Source organism: Streptomyces sp. NPDC091272, from assembly GCF_044757485.1.
Taxonomy (GTDB): Bacteria; Actinomycetota; Actinomycetes; order Streptomycetales; family Streptomycetaceae; genus Streptomyces.
In genome coordinates this window covers 84,918-100,091 of record NZ_JBIVVC010000004.1, presented here as the reverse complement: position 1 = coordinate 100,091, position 15,174 = coordinate 84,918, and the positions used below count along the sequence as shown (strand labels likewise).

Here is a 15,174-nt window from a genome sequence, read left to right as displayed (position 1 = left end):
CCGCTACCCCGCGGGGCGCCGGGCCGCCGGCCACCCCCGCGCTCCGGGGCCCCTGAGCCCCCGGACCCAGCCGGCCGCCCCCGCCGCACCCCGGGGGGGCCCCACTCGTGCGTCGGGGCGGGTCGTTTACGGCTCGAACTTGTAGCCCAGGCCGCGCACCGTGACCAGGTAGCGCGGGGCGCCCGGGTCCGGCTCGATCTTGGCGCGCAGGCGCTTGACGTGGACGTCGAGGGTCTTGGTGTCGCCGACGTAGTCCGCACCCCAGACCCGGTCGATGAGCTGCATACGGGTCAGCACGCGGCCCGCGTTGCGCAGCAGCATCTCCAGCAGGTCGAACTCCTTGAGCGGGAGGTCGATCTTGGCCCCGGAGACCGTGACGACGTGACGGTCCACGTCCATCCGGACCGGGCCCGCCTCAAGGGCTGCCGGAGTGACCTCCTCCGGCTCACCTCTGCGGCGCAGTACGGCGCGGATACGGGCGATGAGCTCGCGGGAGGAGAAGGGCTTGGTGACGTAGTCGTCGGCCCCTATCTCCAGGCCCACCACCTTGTCGATCTCACTGTCCTTGGCGGTCACCATGATCACGGGAACGTTGGAGCGGACCCGCAGCTGGCGGCAGACCTCCGTACCGGGCAGGCCGGGCAGCATCAGGTCGAGCAGGACGAGGTCGGCGCCGTTGCGCTCGAACTCGTCGAGGCCGTCGGGGCCGGTGGCCGCGATCGCCACCTCGAAGCCCTCCTTGCGGAGCATGTAGGAAAGGGCGTCGCTGAAGGATTCCTCGTCCTCGACGACGAGCACTCGGGTCACGGAAGGACCTCCGGGGCAGGGGTGTTCTCACGGATGGGGGTCTTGGCCTCGTACGTTTGGTGCGTGCGCGGGTCCGTCTCGTGCGTGCGGCGGTCCGTCTCGTGCGTGCGGCGGTCCGTCTCGTGCGTGCGCCGGTCCGCGGACGGTGCGACGGCGTTGTCGCGGGCGTCCTCGTCGTCGAACTCGCCGACCGCGTCCACGTCACCGGGGCCGACGAGGGGGCGGCCGGGGGTGTGCTCCACCCGGGCCTCCCGGACCGAGCCCGCCTCGGGCAGCCGCAGGGTGAAGGTGGAGCCCTGTCCCTCGGAGCTCCACACCGTGACCTCCCCGCCGTGCGAGGCGGCCACGTGCTTGACGATGGCCAGGCCCAGGCCCGTACCTCCGGTGGCACGCGAACGGGCCGGGTCGACGCGGTAGAACCGCTCGAAGACACGGTCGCGGTCCCGCTCGGAGATGCCGATGCCCTGGTCGGTGACGGCTATCTCTATGAGGTCGCCGCCGGGTGCGGGGACCCGGCGGGCGGCGATACCCACCCGGGTGCGGGCCGGGCTGTAGTTCACGGCGTTCTCGACCAGGTTGCCGAGGGCGGCGGCGAGCTGGCCACGGTTGCCCCAGACGTGCAGGCCCGAGGTGCCGCCGGACTGCATGGTGATCTGTTTCGTCGACGCGGTGTGCCGGCTGCGGTCGATGGCCTCCGCCACCAGCTCGTCCACCCGCACCGGCTCCGAGTCCTCCAGGGGGTCGTCGTTCTGCACCCGGGAGAGGTCGATGAGCTCCTGGACAAGCGAGGTCAGCCGGGTGGCCTCGATCTGCATCCGGCCGGCGAACCGGGTGACCGCCTCCGGGTCGTCGGAGGCGTCCATGACGGCCTCGGAGAGCAGCGAGAGCGCGCCCACCGGGGTCTTCAGCTCATGGCTCACATTGGCGACGAAGTCGCGTCGTACCGCTTCGATACGACGTGCCTCGGTCAGGTCCTCCACCAGGAGGAGTACGAGGCGCGAGCCCAGCGGCGCGACCCGGGCGGACACCGCGAGGGCCTCCCCCCTGCCGGTCCCGCGGCGTGGCAGGTCCAGCTCCACCTGCCGTATCTCGCCGTCCCGCCTGGTGTCCCGGGCCATGTGCATCATCGGCTCGACGGCCAGCTTTCCGCCTCGGACCAGTCCCAGCGCGTACGCGGCGGAGCTGGCCTTCACCACGTTGTCGCTCTCGTCGAGAACGACCGCGGACGAGCGGAGCACGGAGAGGACGGTGTCCACCCCGGGCGGCAGCGTCGCGCTCACCTCGGTCCGCAGGGCGGACCTGGTGGGGCGCTTCTGGTCGCGCTCGCTCCAGCGGAACGCCAGCATGGCGATGATGCCGGTGCAGAGACCGGCCATCGCTGCTGCTGCGGCGACCGCCGCGTTCACGTCCATGTGCACAAGGTTATGCCTGGTCACCGACACAGCCCCAAGCGAATGGGTGCCGCCTCGAACGTTCGTCGCCCAGAGTTCACCGAGGGGACGGGATTGGTTCACTTGGTCGGCCGGAACCGGACGCGTACCCGACGGATGGTGGGAGCGTGGGGACCGGAGCCCCGCCAGACCCCGGAAAACACCGCTGCACCCCTCACCGGAAAGTGCCGCTCTCAGGAAGTAGGAACCCCATGCGGGACGCGTACCACGAGGAACTGGACTCGATAGGCGAGGACCTGGTCGAGATGGCCCGCCTCGTCGGCTCGGCCATCGGGCGCGCCACGACGGCCATGCTCGATGCCGACCTCAAGCTCGCCGAGAGCGTGATCGCCGCCGACCAGAAGGTCGACGACCTCCAGCACGACCTGGAGGCGCGCGCGATAGCCCTTCTCGCCCGCCAGCAGCCGGTCGCAACCGACCTGCGCATCGTCGTCACCTCGCTGCGGATGAGCGCGGACCTGGAGCGCTCGGGCGACCTCGCCCAGCACGTGGCGAAGCTGGCCCGGCTGCGCTTCCCGGCCACCGCGGTGCCGCACGACCTGCACGCCACGATCCTGGAGATGGGCCAGCTCGCGCAGCGCCTGATGGCGAAGGCGGCGGAGGTCATCATCACCAAGGACGTCGACCTGGCCCTCCAGCTGGAGCAGGACGACGACGAGATGGACCTGCTGCACCGCACGCTCTTCCAGCACCTGATGGACGACCGCTGGCGGCACGGCATCGAGACCGCCGTCGACGTCACCCTGCTCGGCCGCTACTACGAGCGCTTCGCGGACCACGCGGTCTCCGTCGCCAAGCGGGTCGTCTACCTGGTGACGGGCGAGCACGCCGACGAGATCCAGGCGGCGCAGGAGACGGCCGCCCAGGCGTAACCGCGCAAGCCCGTGCAGGGCGCAGCAACTCCCGTGCTTCCGCGCGCTGTTGATGCGCCCGCCGGATGGGCATGCAATGGGTGAGGGGCCGCCGTTCGGCTGCGCCCCTGCCGTGCCTTCGAGGAGGACCCATGGCTCTGCCCACCCCCACCGCCCCCGCGGTGACGTCCCCCACCGGCGGGACGCTCTCCTGCGGCTGCGGCTCAGGCTGCAGCTGCGGCTGCCAGTCCGGCGGCTCCTGCCAGTGCGGCGGCGGCTGCGGCTGACCACCCGCACCACGACGAGCAGGGGCCCGGTCCGACCGCGGACCGGGCCCCTCGTCGTACGGGCGGGGAGGGTTACTTCTTCTTGCCCTGGGTCTTGCGGGATATCTCGCCGACCAGGGTTTTTGCAGGGGGGAAGCTGATCGCCTGCGGGTGGGTAGTCGCCACTGGTCGTCATCGGGTGCCGTTGAGCAACCTCGGACGGCCCAGAGACGGCCCAGGAGCGGCCCGTCCCCCGCTCGCCGGGACGGTCACTGACGACCGATGGGAACCTCGTAAACGATCTCGCACAGCGCTGCGGGAAGGACGATGTCCGCCGTCTCTACGGGGCGCCCCTGATCGCTGTAGTAGGTCCGCTTGATGTGCGTCACGAGAGCGGATTTCTGAATCCCCAGGAGCGAAGCTTCCTCGGCGGTCGCCAACCGCGGCTCCGGCTGCTCGACGGCGTGGCTGACCGTGACGCCGATTTCCGCCATGCGGTTGACCACTCCTTGCCCGGCATGCGGCCCGCCCTCCGGGAGGACGACAAGGGTTCCGGCGGTGAGGTCGTACGGCTCCCAGCTCGTCGACAATTGCACGGGCCTGCCGTCGGCGAGGAACTCGTACATGGTGCGGACGCAGAGGTCGCCTTCGGCGACACCAAGGCGCGACGCAATGTCTGCGGGGGCCGGCACCTTGGCATCCGTCCGACTCTCCCAATCGCTTTGCCTGCCCACGGCTTTCATGTCGGCCCGGAAGGGTGACCCTGTCGGCTGCTCGCGTGCCGACGATCGCACCACCCGTACGCGCGGTCGGGGCTCGGCGACGTAGGTGCCCGACCCGGCACGGCCCTCCAGCACGCCTTGGGAGATCAGCAACTCCTGCGCCCGGCGGACCACGTTCTCGCCTACGCCGCATTCCTCGCCGATTTGGGCGCGGGAGGGCAGGCGATCTCCCGGCTCCCACACGTGCTCCGCGATCCGCTGCCGGAGGACATCGGCGACGCGGAGATAAGGCGACTGCTCAGGCATATGGAAAATCTAGTCCACTAGCTCTAACCTAGTTAACTAGCTTCACTGAATGTGATCGCTGGTGACGGAGGCTGCCCTGTGCCCGCTTCGGGAGTTAGTGCGGCGGCCATCGCCGCCCGGCTGTCGGCCCTCGGGCTACCTACGCGAACGGAGGAACACCCCCGGCACACGTCGGTGGAAACGGAGGTGCCCGACGGGCTCTCCGCCGAGTCGTGGCGGGAGGTCCTGGACGTGGTGGCTGAGGCCGACCGATTCGGGCTCCTCGCCACCAGCTTGAACGGCCGCACCTTATGGGCGGTCGTACGCAAAGCGGTCCCCACGACGGGCGATGTCGGGGGACCGAGCTATCAGCGATAGGAGCTGAACAGCGTGCTCAACCGTATCCGCCGTGCCTTCACCCTCACCAGGGCGCGGAACTCCTCAAGCGGCAGACATCGGCGTGTGCTCACGCCTTGCTGCCCTCCGGCGTCCCCTCCCGCCTCCCACGGATCCGTTGGCGGGCCGACTCTCTTTTTGGGCCGAGCAGCCTCCGGTGCGCCGAGCCACCGACACCGGCTCCCGGGGGAAGATGTCGCACTCGTCCGACCGTACGTGTTGGCGTCAGAACGACGTATCCGCGCACGCTCGATGGTCATCATCATCACCCCTCACCTGCCGTCGGTGGCCTGGCCGTTCCTGGCTGGAGGCCACTGATGCTGGCTCGTCGACAACTGCCCATGTCGGATACCCCGGCCGTCCCTTACCGCTCGACCGCTTGCAGGATCGGTACACACTCCTCCTGCACGGAATCTTCCCCGGCCCCGATACCAGCTGACCTTCCGGTGATCCGCGAAGCGTGTGACTGCCTGTGCCACTCGTTTGCCGGCCCGGCTCTATCCACGGAGGTGACGCAGTGAGCGCCTGGATCGCCGGCGGCGCGCTGGCTTCTAGCGTTGAGATCACCGCGGCCACCGTCCAACGCGGCGATGTCATCCACCTCGGCGGCCATGCCTGCCGGGTGGGAGACCTCTTCCAGCTTCCTCAGGGAGCGAAGCAATTGGTCTTTGAATCGGGCGAGTTGCTGACCATGCACGCGCGTACCCGGTTCGTCGCCGTGCGCATGCTGAGAAGGCGGTGACTAACCGGATGCGCTCACGTCACCACGACATCGCCGACGACCTCCGGCAGCAGATTGCCTTGGGCGGGATCCAGCCCAGTGAACGCCTACCGTCCGAAGCGGACCTTGCCACCCGGTACAGGGTCAGCACAGTGACCCTGCGGAGAGCTCTCGCCATTCTGCAGGGGGAAGGCCTTGTCGAGAAGATCCACGGCAAGGGCAACTTCGTTCGTCGCCCTCACCGCAAGATCTTGTACGTCGGCGGCTGGGGCACCCTGGACCCGTTGACCGCCGCCGAACCGGAACTGCGCGTCACCATCCGCAGCACCACCATTCGAGCCCAAGCGCACCTCATGACCCTGCTGAAGGTTCCCACGGGCAGCCCCATCGTGGAGACCACCTGCGTCAGCCACGAGGGTGAGTCGCCGCACGGCCTGGCTCGCATCTACATGCCGCGCGATCTGCTCCCGGCCGGAGTGCTCGACGACGACTCCACGTGCCGAGATGCATTCAAAAGATTCGCAGTCCTCGGCCCGCCGCCGGTCACTCTCCGGGAGACGGTGTGCGCTCGCCCTCCGACGCCGGACGAAGCGTCGGCCCTCCGGATCGGCTACGCGTCGGTCGTCCTCTCCATCACCCGCATCGCCACCGACTCCACCGACCGCGTCGTCGAAGCCACGCTCCTGGCGTTTCCCGGAGATCGCGTAGACGCCGTCTTCACCACCCACCATGGGCCCGACAAGAGGCAGGATCCAGGATGACAGCATCGAACGAACTGCGGCTTCTCCCGTGGTCGGGGCCGGACGGCAAGTCCTGCTACCTGAGTACCGACGGCCGGGGCGGCTACATGTCCCGTCTAGCGGACAACATCGAAGCGGTCCAGCTCGGCTCGGCGGCCGAGCTGCTGGAGCAGGCTCACGGAATCCTCGACGATCAGGATGCGACCCTCGAGGATATGCAGAGCCTGGCCAAGGAGCTGACGGAGGCTCTGCGGAATGTTCTCCGCGTCGCAACCAGCCGCGGACATCTCTTGGCGGTGAGCGAACAGCGTGAGCCCGCTTAATGATCGACGCCCTTGCTGATCTGTACAACACCAAGAAGTCCGCGGCTCTGACCAGATCCGAGCCGTGGACTCCTGGCGTCGACTGCCGACTTCGATGGGCTGCCTAAGGACACGGCGCAGTCGTGTTGCCGGACCACCCTTGGCTGCTGTCGCCACCTGATTGGAGCCAGTCCAGAGATCTCCCAGTCAGCTTCGGAATCACCCTTTGGCGCGACTCGTCATAAGTGGCGTACATCACATCCGCCAGATCGTCGCGCGACTACCTTCAAGAGCCTGATAGCCTCAATGGTAGGTAGGGATGCGAGGCCGAAGAGGCCCGTTTCGGCTCATGACCGTAGGCATCCACAGAAGAGGAAGGTCCGGGTTCGAGTCCCGGCTGGTAGCTTAACCGGTAGAGCGTCCTCTTTTCCACTTCACCAGCCTGCTCTCTGCATTGCCGAGTTCAACTCAGCTTGGGACAGATTGAGTGGGCGGTAGTTCGTGTTCAGAAATCCAGGAAGTTTTCTCTTCCTCTGGGAAATGTGTTTGAGCGCCGCATGCTCGACATCAAAATCTTCCAAGGCTATGTCTGCCCATGTTGCGCGAGCGACCGTATCTCTGAGTAGGCAGTTCATTTCTTGCGAAATGCGTTTGGTGACGGCAAGGGCAAGAATCAACTCGCCGTGTGAAAAGGTCACTGGAACGCCGGCGCTAATGCGAAGCTGTGGGTGCTTCCCGGTGACTTTGATCCATTGACTAAGAGCGCTCGACCCGAGTTTCGTGGCAGACTTAATCAGGCTTGGCTGAGGCATTCCACCAGCGTGGATGACTGCGTTTCTCATTTTTCGGATCAGATGAAACTGCTCCATAGAGTCCTGAGGAAGTTTCTTCCCCATTTTCTTCTCGAAAACGCCGTGCATCGAATATGCCTTTGCTCCGTCGGCCTCGCTCTGAGTCATCTGCCCTGAGCGAATGAGAAGACCGAAACAGGTCTGCACGAAGTCTTCGTGAATCGCCAATGCATATGGAACCGCCATTGCACTGAGGTGCTTCTCAGCCTCGGCCAGCAGCGACTGAGCGCTGGCCGTGGAAAGGTTCATGCGCTTGATGTGGGGCACTGCTGGAAAAATCTCCGGCAAGAGGCGCGTGCTGCCCGCGGTTAGGCGCAGCATATTTTCCGCTAGGCGAGATCCCGCCAATAGTGCCATTATTGCGTCACTGGCATGAATTCTGTCGTTTTCATATGCGCGGTATTCAGGAAAGTGAACGACGCTCAAATCGCCTCCCGGGATTCATTCAGCCACAGGTAGTCCCCTGTCCCGATAACTCCGTCGAACTGTGGGACGCTGAGGGAGTCACTGAAGACCGCATACTCCACGCCCAGGTGGCGCACCTGGGCGCTGTGAGAAATTTCGAATTGCATGCAGCGATGCCTAGAGTAAAGATCCTCCGTAATGCGGGCTTCGGCATCGTAGGTAAGAAACCACTTGATCGGAGTCTCGCTCAATACTGAGGAAAGTTCTTGATGATCTGAAGAGCTCAGGGAATCCATATACAAGCGATCCCCTTGTACAAGATAGGGAGGGTCTACGTAGGCAATTACGTCATGCCCAAGCTCGGCGAGGCTGCGAATGTGATCTCGCCCATCCTGTTGTGTCAATGAAACCTTGTCTCTGTACTTTCCCAGAAACTCTATGCGCTGCGCAAGGGCCTCACGATTAAAACGGGCATCGATCTTCCATTTCCCCGCCTGCTCAAATCCCCCAATTGGCCGAGCGCGCAAGATGCCAGACCGGTTACATCTGTTGAGGAAAAAGGTTGCGAATCCGAGCTCCAGGTCATTTTTCCCTAGTGGGGTTGAATATATGGCGGATTCCCGTCGCCAAGCTTCGATGGTGACATCGGCGTCGCGAATCATAGAGGCGAACTCGTTGCTCATCTCAAATACGCAGCGCCAGAAGGCGGCGATGCCAGGATCTGCGTCATTCAAATGAATTCGATCTACTGCGCCGTCCACAAGGAGTTTTAACGCGGCACCAGCCCCGCCGCAGAATGGCTCCGCATAGTGCCTTGGTCGCGGCTTCTGGGCGCCGATGAGTCGGTCAATGTAACCAGCCAATCGAGCCTTTCCGCCAGGGTAGCGAAGCGGACTGATGTATCTCGTCACTTCTGGTTCTCTCCCAGGAAAGCGTCAATTTTCACCAACATTGGCGTATAGACGGCGCTCAATCTAGTCACGTCGATAATCATGGGCTCTACAGCCCACTGATGCATGAAAGCGTGAAGGTTTTTAACCGAGAGTGCTCCATCATTCTGGGACATACGACGGGCCTCATCCAGTTCGCGATCACTACTCTCGGGGTCAATGTGTGATAGCGCCACACGGATTCGGTCGCGCAATTTGTCTTGCCTTCGTCGCCACCCCTGCCTCTCAGCCGCTTCCGTAACGGTAATGTCAATCACCGCACGAATCATGATTGCCGCTACGTTTGGGGATTCCGCTATGGTAACCCTTTTAGCCTCGTTGAGAACCTTTGCGGTTCGTGAGCTGACATTTCGCAGCACGACGTTCTGAAATACCCGCTTGTCCTCGCTCGGCCGTTCAGCAGCAGGCTGTTTCGGCGGCTTAGATTCCGCCGATGTGATTGTTTTGGTAGGACGCTGCGGAGTGGTTTTGTTTTCCTCGGCCGCTGCTGCCAAGTGGGGCTGTGCGAGGCGATCGGAGTTCTGAGGCAGATGCTCTTTTATGGCGCCAATGTAATCGCGCCGCTGTTCTTTGCTCTTAATTAGGGACACCGAAAGGTGAGATGCAAGATCGGAAAAGATCTTACGAATTGAGCTCCGCATTACCTCTGGTGTATAGTCTGCAAGGATGCCATCCTCGGTGAATTCGATCCCGAGGGAGTGGCGAATTTTCGGATCACTGAGTACTCGGGCCAACGTGGTAAGGCGAGTTGAGCGTACCTTCTCGACGTTCGCAAGGAATTCCTGATCATCCCCATACCAGGCAGTTACTTGGTGAATGAAGCGGAGTGCTCGCTCGGATGGATTCTTTTTCTTGGCGTAGCGAGTTACTTGTTCATGATTCCACCGGACAACGCCTACGCCATGGTTTTCACCTGTGTGTCGCAGAACGATCCAATGACGTGCTGCTTCTCTACTGGGTGAAACTACACAGCGTACTGTTCGCGGGATCTTATTTCGGTGTCTGCGCGCGACAATTCCTATCTGCTGTCGAATCCCAGGATCTTCGACGAGGCTTGGATCCAGTAACGCTTTGAGAGCTGAAACTCTTCGATTCCCTTCGATGACCACCATGTCGCCTTCTTCCTCTACGACGATGGTCAGCTCGGTCGGGTTGAGTCCTTCTGTAGCGATGTCTTGAGCCAGGTTCACCCACTTTTCAGAGTCCGCGGACACGAGGGCTGTGATCGCCTCGCGCGTCGTTGGTGTAGGTACGTCGTGCCGAGGGTTCTGCCTGTCGAGGCTCAGGTCCGTGACCGCGAAGTCAATCTGCTCCATGGTGATGATGTTCTCATTTGGTTCGCCAACTCCGGTAGCGATCTAGCAAATTTGACTGACCAGTGCCCCGGCTGAGGCGGAGCGGGTTTGGCCGGTGTCCTGCCCGGTTTGGGGTCGAGCATGATCAGGGGGCCGTACGCTGGCCGGCAACTCGGGCAGGCTGTGATCCTGCCCGGAATTTGAACGAGTGGCCCCCTGGTCTTGCTCGACACGGGACCCGAACCGGGGAGGTGGCTAAAGCCGTGGAGCCGACCGCCCCAGCCACAGAGGGTGTCTCCTCACTTCACGCCCGCAGCCGCCGAGCGCGCCGCCGGGCGCGGCCAGCCGGGGCGGAGACAGGAGGCAGGCCGCGCCGCAGAGGCGGCGCGCGCCCGCGCCGTGCGCGGGCCTTGATGAAGTAGGGAAAGTTCTATCGGATCGGTGTCAGGTGCTTGCCGTCATGGCTTCGCACATGGGGGCCGTTCCCGTCGAGTGCGTCCAGCAGCCGGACCGCGTAGACCTCGGCCATCCACTCCGCAACCTCTTCGGGCGTGAGCCAGCCGACCGCGGTCGATTCGCTGGACGTCCGCTCGCTTCCGCCGGCGGGCTTGCAGCGGAAGACCAGGGCCACGATGCCGCGGGTGGTGTTCTTGTAGACCCCGGTGAGCTCGTCCACTTCGACGTGGATGCCCGTCTCCTCCAGGACCTCACGCCGTACGCCCGTCTCCGGGGCCTCGTCGAGTTCGAGTACGCCGCCGGGGAGCTCCCAAGTGCCGTTGTCGGCACGGCGGATCGCCAGCAGTCGCCCGTCATCGCGCACGACCACTCCGGCTACGGACACGGAGTGGAGCGGCGTTGACGTGCTCTCCTGCGCACTGTTACTCATGTACAGGAGCATAGGAGGAAGAGAAGGACTATGGAAACAGCAGTAGGAGGTGGGAAGTCCGTACCCCGGTACGTGCAGATCGCCGAGGAGATCGTCCAGCAGATCCGCGTCGGCATCCTTAAGCCCGGCGACATGGTGCCCAGCGAATCGGAGCTCGTGGAGCGCTACGGCGTCTCGGGCGGCACCATCCGAAAGGCCATGGTGGAGGTCCGCGCGAGTGACCTCGTGGAGACCCGCCAGGGCAAGGGGTCCATCGTGAAGGCCCGGCCACCAGTACGACACCGGTCCTCGGACCGCTTCAAGCGCTCGCACCGGCAAGGTGGCAAGGCCGCGTACCTCGCCGAGTCGGAACAGTCCGGGGCGAAAGCGGGCGTCAGCGTTCTCTACATCGGCCCGATGGAGGCTCCGAAGGACATCGCGGAGCGGCTCGGCGTCCCGGCCGGCACCCAGGTTCTCGCTCGGCGCCGCCTCTATTTCCGGAACGAGACTCCCGTGGAGACGGCCACCTCATACCTCCCGTGGGACGTCGCGAAGGACATTCCCGAGCTGTTCGCGAAGAACCCCGGCGGTGGTGGCATCTACGCCCGGCTCGAAGACCGTGGGCATGAGTTCGCGGAGTTCGTCGAGACGCTGCAAGCTCGGTTGGCGACCAAGGCGGAAGCGTCCGAACTGGCCCTGAGCCCCGGTGCTTCAGTGGTTCACCTGATCCGTGAGGCGCGGACGACCGAGGATCGCGTCGTGGAGGTCTGCGACACCCTTATGGCGGCTGACCAGTTCGTTTTCAGCTACCGCATCCCCGCCACCGACTGACGCCCACTCAACTCCCCGCAGCCCGCCGTGACTTCTTCGTCTCGGCGGGTTGACTCATGTACAGGAGCGATGCACTCTTCTTCGTGTCACTCATATATATGAGTGACAGAGTCGAGCACCTCTAGAGGAGTGATCCGCTGTGCGTACGATCCCCGTCGACACCTCCGCCGCGTCCGTGATGGTCGCCAAGCCCCCGCAGATCAAGGTCAAGGACCGCCGTACCGGCGAGATCGCCATGGACACCGAGAGCGGCGCGAAGCTCATGACCGTGGACGTGATGTTCGCAGCGAACGACGAAGTGGAGATCCTTTCGGTCACCGTCCCCGAGCCGGGCATCTCCGGTGAGCTGATGATGGGCACGCCCGTCGCCGTCACCGGCCTGATCGCCCGCCCGTGGGAGAACGAGTTCAACGGACAGAAGCGGCACGGCATCGCCTTCCGCGCGGTGGCGGTCACCTCGCTCGCCGCCAGTGCCGAGAAGCCCAAGGCGGCTTGATCATGACCGGCTTCCTGGTCACGCTGCTGCTGGTCGCCGTCACCGCAGTGATCCTGCGGTGGCAGCGTTCCGCCTGGTACTGGATGACCTTCGGTGTCACCTTCGCCGCGCTGAGGGTCGCCCTCCGGTACACCTCGGTCATGGACGCTTGCGGGCTGACCGTTCCGCCCGCCCGCTGGCGTCTCTCCCTCGCCCGGATGGCGAACCGACCCGTTCCCGCGTCGCGGGCCCCGCGCATCCTCCGTCTCCGGCCGACCCGTACGGGGCTGGTGCTGCGTCTCAAGCTCCGCCCCGGTCAGGATGCCTTCGATGTCGCTTCGGCCACCGACCGCCTCCGGCACTCCTTCGGGTTGTACGGAGTCACCTCCCGCGAACTCCACTCGGGGGTGGTCGAGTTACGGATGACCGGGTACGACGTCCTCCGGCGGGTGCAGATGCCCGCCAAGACCGACCGCGCACCCATGCGCATCCCCGTCGCGCTGCGCGAGGACGGGTCCGTCCACTACCGCGACTACCGGGCCGTGCCCCACGGGCTGACGCTCGGTGCGACCGAGTCGGGCAAGTCCGTCTACCAGCGCAACCTGGTCGCCGGCCTCGCATCACACGACGTCGCTCTCATCGGGATCGACTGCAAACAGGGCGTCGAGCTCTTCCCGCTGGTCCGGCGCTTCTCCGCCCTCGCCGACAACCCGGACACCGCCCTCGACCTCCTCGAAACACTTGTGCAGCACATGGAGGACGTCTACCAGCTCATCCGTGCCGCCCAGCGCATCACCGTCGACGTTCCGGACGCCGATATAGCCGCCGACATCTGGGACCTGCCCGCCGACATGCGCCCTACTCCCGTCGTGGTCCTGGTCGACGAGGTCGCCGAACTAGCGCTCTTCGCCACCAAGGACGAGGAGAAGCGCCGGGACCGAATCGTCACCGCCCTGGTCCGCCTCGCCCAACTCGGCCGCGCCGCGGGCATCTACCTGGAAATCTGCGGCCAGCGCTTCGGCTCCGAACTCGGCAAGGGCATCACGATGCTCCGGGCCCAGCTCACCGGCCGCACCGCCCACCGCGTCAACGACGAGTCCAGCGCCAACATGGCCTTCGGAGACATCGCCCCGGACGCCGTACTCGCCGCGATCCAGATTCCCACCGATGTCCCCGGCATCGCCGTCTCGGGCGACTCGACCGGTGGATGGGCCCGCATCCGCGCACCGCACACCTCCCTGCGCCAAGCCGTGAACATCTGCAACCGGCACGCCGACCGCACCCCGGACGTACCCGCCCTCGCGGCCTTCCGGCCCGCCGTCGCCCCGCTGCCCTCGGCCACCACGCCGCTCACCAAGGCCGCGCCCACCACCGCCTGACCTCTCCGCACACCAGTCGGCGCGACCGTCCCCGCGCCAGGTCCCTACCCGTCCCATGCCGAAAAGGAGAGGTCCGCGATGGTCCGTCCCAAAGTCCGCGTGGATGCCGTACTCGTCCAAGCCGTGATCGCCGGAGCGCTGTCCTTCGCACACCTCCACGACCTCGCCGCCGCTGTCGGGCAGGACGGCTGGAAGGCATGGGCCTACCCGATCAGCGTCGATCTGCTCCTCGTCGCCGCCTGGCGTCGGCTGCGGAAGGACGGCCCGTCCCGGCTCGCCTGGTGCTGGTTCCTGATCGCGCTCGTCGCCTCCCTCGGCGCCAACGTCGCCACCGCCGGGTTCCTCGATCTCCAGAATCCTCCGGCCTGGCTGCGCTTCGGCGTCGCCGGATGGCCCGCCCTCGCCTTCCTCGGCGGGACGCTCCTCGCCCACACATCGCCCCCGGCCGAGGACCCGATGCCCATTCCGCCGGCACCCGTGGCTGCTCCTCCGGCGCCGGAGCTGATCACTGACGAACAGGTCCCGGAGCTGGAACCCGTACCGGTTCCTGCGGCTGAGAAGTCTCCGGTCCGGCCTCCCGCCGACACGACTCCGCCCGTCCCGGCCGCGCTCGTCGACCATGCCCGGAAGGTCGCCGCCGACCACCGAACCCGTACCGGCTCACCGATCGACACCGACACCCTCCGCGCCCGCCTCGGCGTCCCGCCCCAACTCGCCGCCGCCATCGCCGCCCAGCTCGCCTGAACCGAGAGGAGATCCACCATGCCCGCCCGCGACCACTTCCACTCCGTGATGCGCATCGGACCGGTGCAGATCGGCACCCACCGCGACCGGCACGGCCGCACCAGGCACGCCGCCGTGTGCACCGCCGACCGCTGCGGCTGGTCGTCCGACTTCAGCAGCCGTTCCGCCGCCCAGCTCGCCGCCCGCACCCACCGCTGCAAGGTCCGCTGAAGGAGGCAAGAACGCCATGGACGCCCCGCTCTGGCTCGCCCTGATCGTCGTCGGCTGCCTCGGCGTGAAGCTCATCCGCCCGCCCTGGTGGCTCGTGCTCGTGCTGCTGCTCGGCGGTTACCTCCTCGCCGACAGCCTCCTGTCCCCCGTGATCGACACCGCCGTCAAGTGACTCCACACGACCCGATCGAAGGGAGAACCACCATGCTCCGCCCGAAGATCCCCACCAACCCGATGCCGACCGGAATCGTCACGGGCCCCGCCCGGACCGACGTTCCCGCCGTACTCCACCAGGCCCCGGCCCCCGTGCCGACCGGCGCGGCTCCCGCCCGGCCCACGGTCCAGCTCACGCCCGGTGCCGTCGTAGCCGTCATCGGTGGCGGCACGGCCGTGGTCCTGGTCGTCGGAGCGGTCCTTGTCTCCATGCTCCTCGCGGTCGCCGTCACCGCCGCGTCGCTCGCCGTCAGCACCCTGGTCGTGCGCTCGCTCGTGGCGTCGCAGAACCACCGCTGACCGGCTTCCGGGCGGCCTCGATACCGCCAAGCATCCGCCGCCCGGAAGCCGTGCTCCTGCCCGAACCACAGATCCGGAAGGAAGCACCATCATGACCGACCGCACCGCCCGCCGC

Annotated in this window: 20 protein-coding genes; 13 read left to right on the top strand and 7 right to left on the bottom strand. The window is 65.7% G+C overall.

The window, feature by feature from the left end; genetic code table 11:
* Window positions 1–126: 126 nt before the first annotated feature.
* Both ACIQM4_RS13565 and ACIQM4_RS13560 read right to left on the bottom strand, forming a co-directional pair.
* Entirely contained in the window at window positions 127–807 is a 681-nt protein-coding gene (locus ACIQM4_RS13565) for a response regulator transcription factor (protein WP_362423372.1), read from the bottom strand.
* Window positions 804–2,219: a sensor histidine kinase gene (locus tag ACIQM4_RS13560; RefSeq protein WP_401590441.1), complete on the bottom strand. Its 1,416-nt coding sequence runs from the start codon at window positions 2,217–2,219 to the stop codon at window positions 804–806. Before ACIQM4_RS13560 ends, ACIQM4_RS13565 begins: the two co-directional genes overlap by 4 nt.
* Before the next feature lie 230 nt (window positions 2,220–2,449).
* On the opposite strand from ACIQM4_RS13560, the gene phoU reads away from it, so the two are divergent.
* Window positions 2,450–3,130 (top strand): phosphate signaling complex protein PhoU, encoded by a 681-nt coding sequence (gene phoU, locus ACIQM4_RS13555; protein ID WP_401590439.1) that lies wholly within the window; start codon window positions 2,450–2,452, stop codon window positions 3,128–3,130.
* A gap of 131 nt (window positions 3,131–3,261) precedes the next feature.
* Complete coding sequence (locus ACIQM4_RS13550) at window positions 3,262–3,396, top strand: hypothetical protein (protein WP_401590436.1); 135 nt, start codon at window positions 3,262–3,264, stop codon at window positions 3,394–3,396.
* Window positions 3,397–3,644: 248 nt separating this feature from the next.
* On the opposite strand, the gene ACIQM4_RS13545 is transcribed toward ACIQM4_RS13550, so the two are convergent.
* A complete protein-coding gene (locus ACIQM4_RS13545) occupies window positions 3,645–4,403 on the bottom strand; it encodes a GntR family transcriptional regulator (protein ID WP_401590434.1) in 759 nt (252 codons plus the stop codon).
* A gap of 78 nt (window positions 4,404–4,481) precedes the next feature.
* On the opposite strand from ACIQM4_RS13545, the gene ACIQM4_RS13540 reads away from it, so the two are divergent.
* The 4 genes from ACIQM4_RS13540 (at window position 4,482) to ACIQM4_RS13525 (ending at window position 6,562) form a co-directional block, all read left to right on the top strand.
* Window positions 4,482–4,760 carry a hypothetical protein gene (locus ACIQM4_RS13540; RefSeq protein ID WP_401590431.1) on the top strand — a complete coding sequence of 93 codons (279 nt, stop codon included), beginning with the start codon at window positions 4,482–4,484 and terminating at the stop codon, window positions 4,758–4,760.
* A gap of 535 nt (window positions 4,761–5,295) precedes the next feature.
* Complete coding sequence (locus ACIQM4_RS13535) at window positions 5,296–5,520, top strand: hypothetical protein (RefSeq protein ID WP_401590429.1); 225 nt, start codon at window positions 5,296–5,298, stop codon at window positions 5,518–5,520.
* Between the two features lie 8 nt (window positions 5,521–5,528).
* The gene (locus tag ACIQM4_RS13530) at window positions 5,529–6,260 is read left to right on the top strand and encodes a GntR family transcriptional regulator (protein WP_401591392.1); all 732 of its coding nucleotides are present in this window, start codon (window positions 5,529–5,531) and stop codon (window positions 6,258–6,260) included.
* The gene (locus ACIQM4_RS13525; RefSeq protein WP_401590426.1) at window positions 6,257–6,562 is read left to right on the top strand and encodes a hypothetical protein; all 306 of its coding nucleotides are present in this window, start codon (window positions 6,257–6,259) and stop codon (window positions 6,560–6,562) included. The genes ACIQM4_RS13530 and ACIQM4_RS13525 overlap by 4 nt, the downstream gene beginning before the upstream one ends.
* A gap of 413 nt (window positions 6,563–6,975) precedes the next feature.
* Here the strand turns inward: ACIQM4_RS13525 and ACIQM4_RS13520 are convergent, their stop codons facing one another.
* The 4 genes from ACIQM4_RS13520 to ACIQM4_RS13505 all read right to left on the bottom strand — a co-directional run bounded on the left by ACIQM4_RS13520 (window position 6,976) and on the right by ACIQM4_RS13505 (window position 10,940).
* Entirely contained in the window at window positions 6,976–7,818 is an 843-nt protein-coding gene (locus tag ACIQM4_RS13520; RefSeq protein ID WP_401590424.1) for a hypothetical protein, read from the bottom strand.
* Window positions 7,815–8,708, bottom strand: coding sequence for a DNA adenine methylase (locus ACIQM4_RS13515; RefSeq protein WP_401590421.1), 894 nt, complete (start codon window positions 8,706–8,708; stop codon window positions 7,815–7,817). The genes ACIQM4_RS13520 and ACIQM4_RS13515 overlap by 4 nt, the downstream gene beginning before the upstream one ends.
* Window positions 8,705–10,063, bottom strand: coding sequence for a hypothetical protein (locus ACIQM4_RS13510; RefSeq protein ID WP_401590419.1), 1,359 nt, complete (start codon window positions 10,061–10,063; stop codon window positions 8,705–8,707). Before ACIQM4_RS13510 ends, ACIQM4_RS13515 begins: the two co-directional genes overlap by 4 nt.
* Before the next feature lie 409 nt (window positions 10,064–10,472).
* The gene (locus ACIQM4_RS13505; RefSeq protein ID WP_401590416.1) at window positions 10,473–10,940 is read right to left on the bottom strand and encodes an NUDIX hydrolase; all 468 of its coding nucleotides are present in this window, start codon (window positions 10,938–10,940) and stop codon (window positions 10,473–10,475) included.
* A gap of 18 nt (window positions 10,941–10,958) precedes the next feature.
* Here ACIQM4_RS13505 and ACIQM4_RS13500 point away from each other — a divergent pair, with 18 nt between their 5' ends.
* From ACIQM4_RS13500 to ACIQM4_RS13470, 7 genes are all read left to right on the top strand, one after another.
* Window positions 10,959–11,738 (top strand): GntR family transcriptional regulator, encoded by a 780-nt coding sequence (locus tag ACIQM4_RS13500; protein WP_401590413.1) that lies wholly within the window; start codon window positions 10,959–10,961, stop codon window positions 11,736–11,738.
* Window positions 11,739–11,877: 139 nt separating this feature from the next.
* Window positions 11,878–12,234 carry a hypothetical protein gene (locus tag ACIQM4_RS13495; RefSeq protein WP_185029411.1) on the top strand — a complete coding sequence of 119 codons (357 nt, stop codon included), beginning with the start codon at window positions 11,878–11,880 and terminating at the stop codon, window positions 12,232–12,234.
* Window positions 12,235–12,236: 2 nt separating this feature from the next.
* The gene (locus ACIQM4_RS13490) at window positions 12,237–13,592 is read left to right on the top strand and encodes an FtsK/SpoIIIE domain-containing protein (RefSeq protein WP_401590410.1); all 1,356 of its coding nucleotides are present in this window, start codon (window positions 12,237–12,239) and stop codon (window positions 13,590–13,592) included.
* A 78-nt stretch (window positions 13,593–13,670) separates the two neighbouring features.
* Window positions 13,671–14,336, top strand: coding sequence for a DUF2637 domain-containing protein (locus ACIQM4_RS13485; RefSeq protein ID WP_401590407.1), 666 nt, complete (start codon window positions 13,671–13,673; stop codon window positions 14,334–14,336).
* A gap of 18 nt (window positions 14,337–14,354) precedes the next feature.
* Window positions 14,355–14,546, top strand: coding sequence for a mobile element transfer protein (locus tag ACIQM4_RS13480; RefSeq protein ID WP_401590404.1), 192 nt, complete (start codon window positions 14,355–14,357; stop codon window positions 14,544–14,546).
* A gap of 16 nt (window positions 14,547–14,562) precedes the next feature.
* On the top strand, window positions 14,563–14,718 hold the full coding sequence (locus tag ACIQM4_RS13475; RefSeq protein WP_401590401.1) for a hypothetical protein: 156 nt from the start codon (window positions 14,563–14,565) through the stop codon (window positions 14,716–14,718).
* 32 nt (window positions 14,719–14,750) lie between these two features.
* Complete coding sequence (locus ACIQM4_RS13470) at window positions 14,751–15,059, top strand: SpdD-like protein (protein WP_401590399.1); 309 nt, start codon at window positions 14,751–14,753, stop codon at window positions 15,057–15,059.
* The last annotated feature ends 115 nt before the right edge of the window (window positions 15,060–15,174 follow it).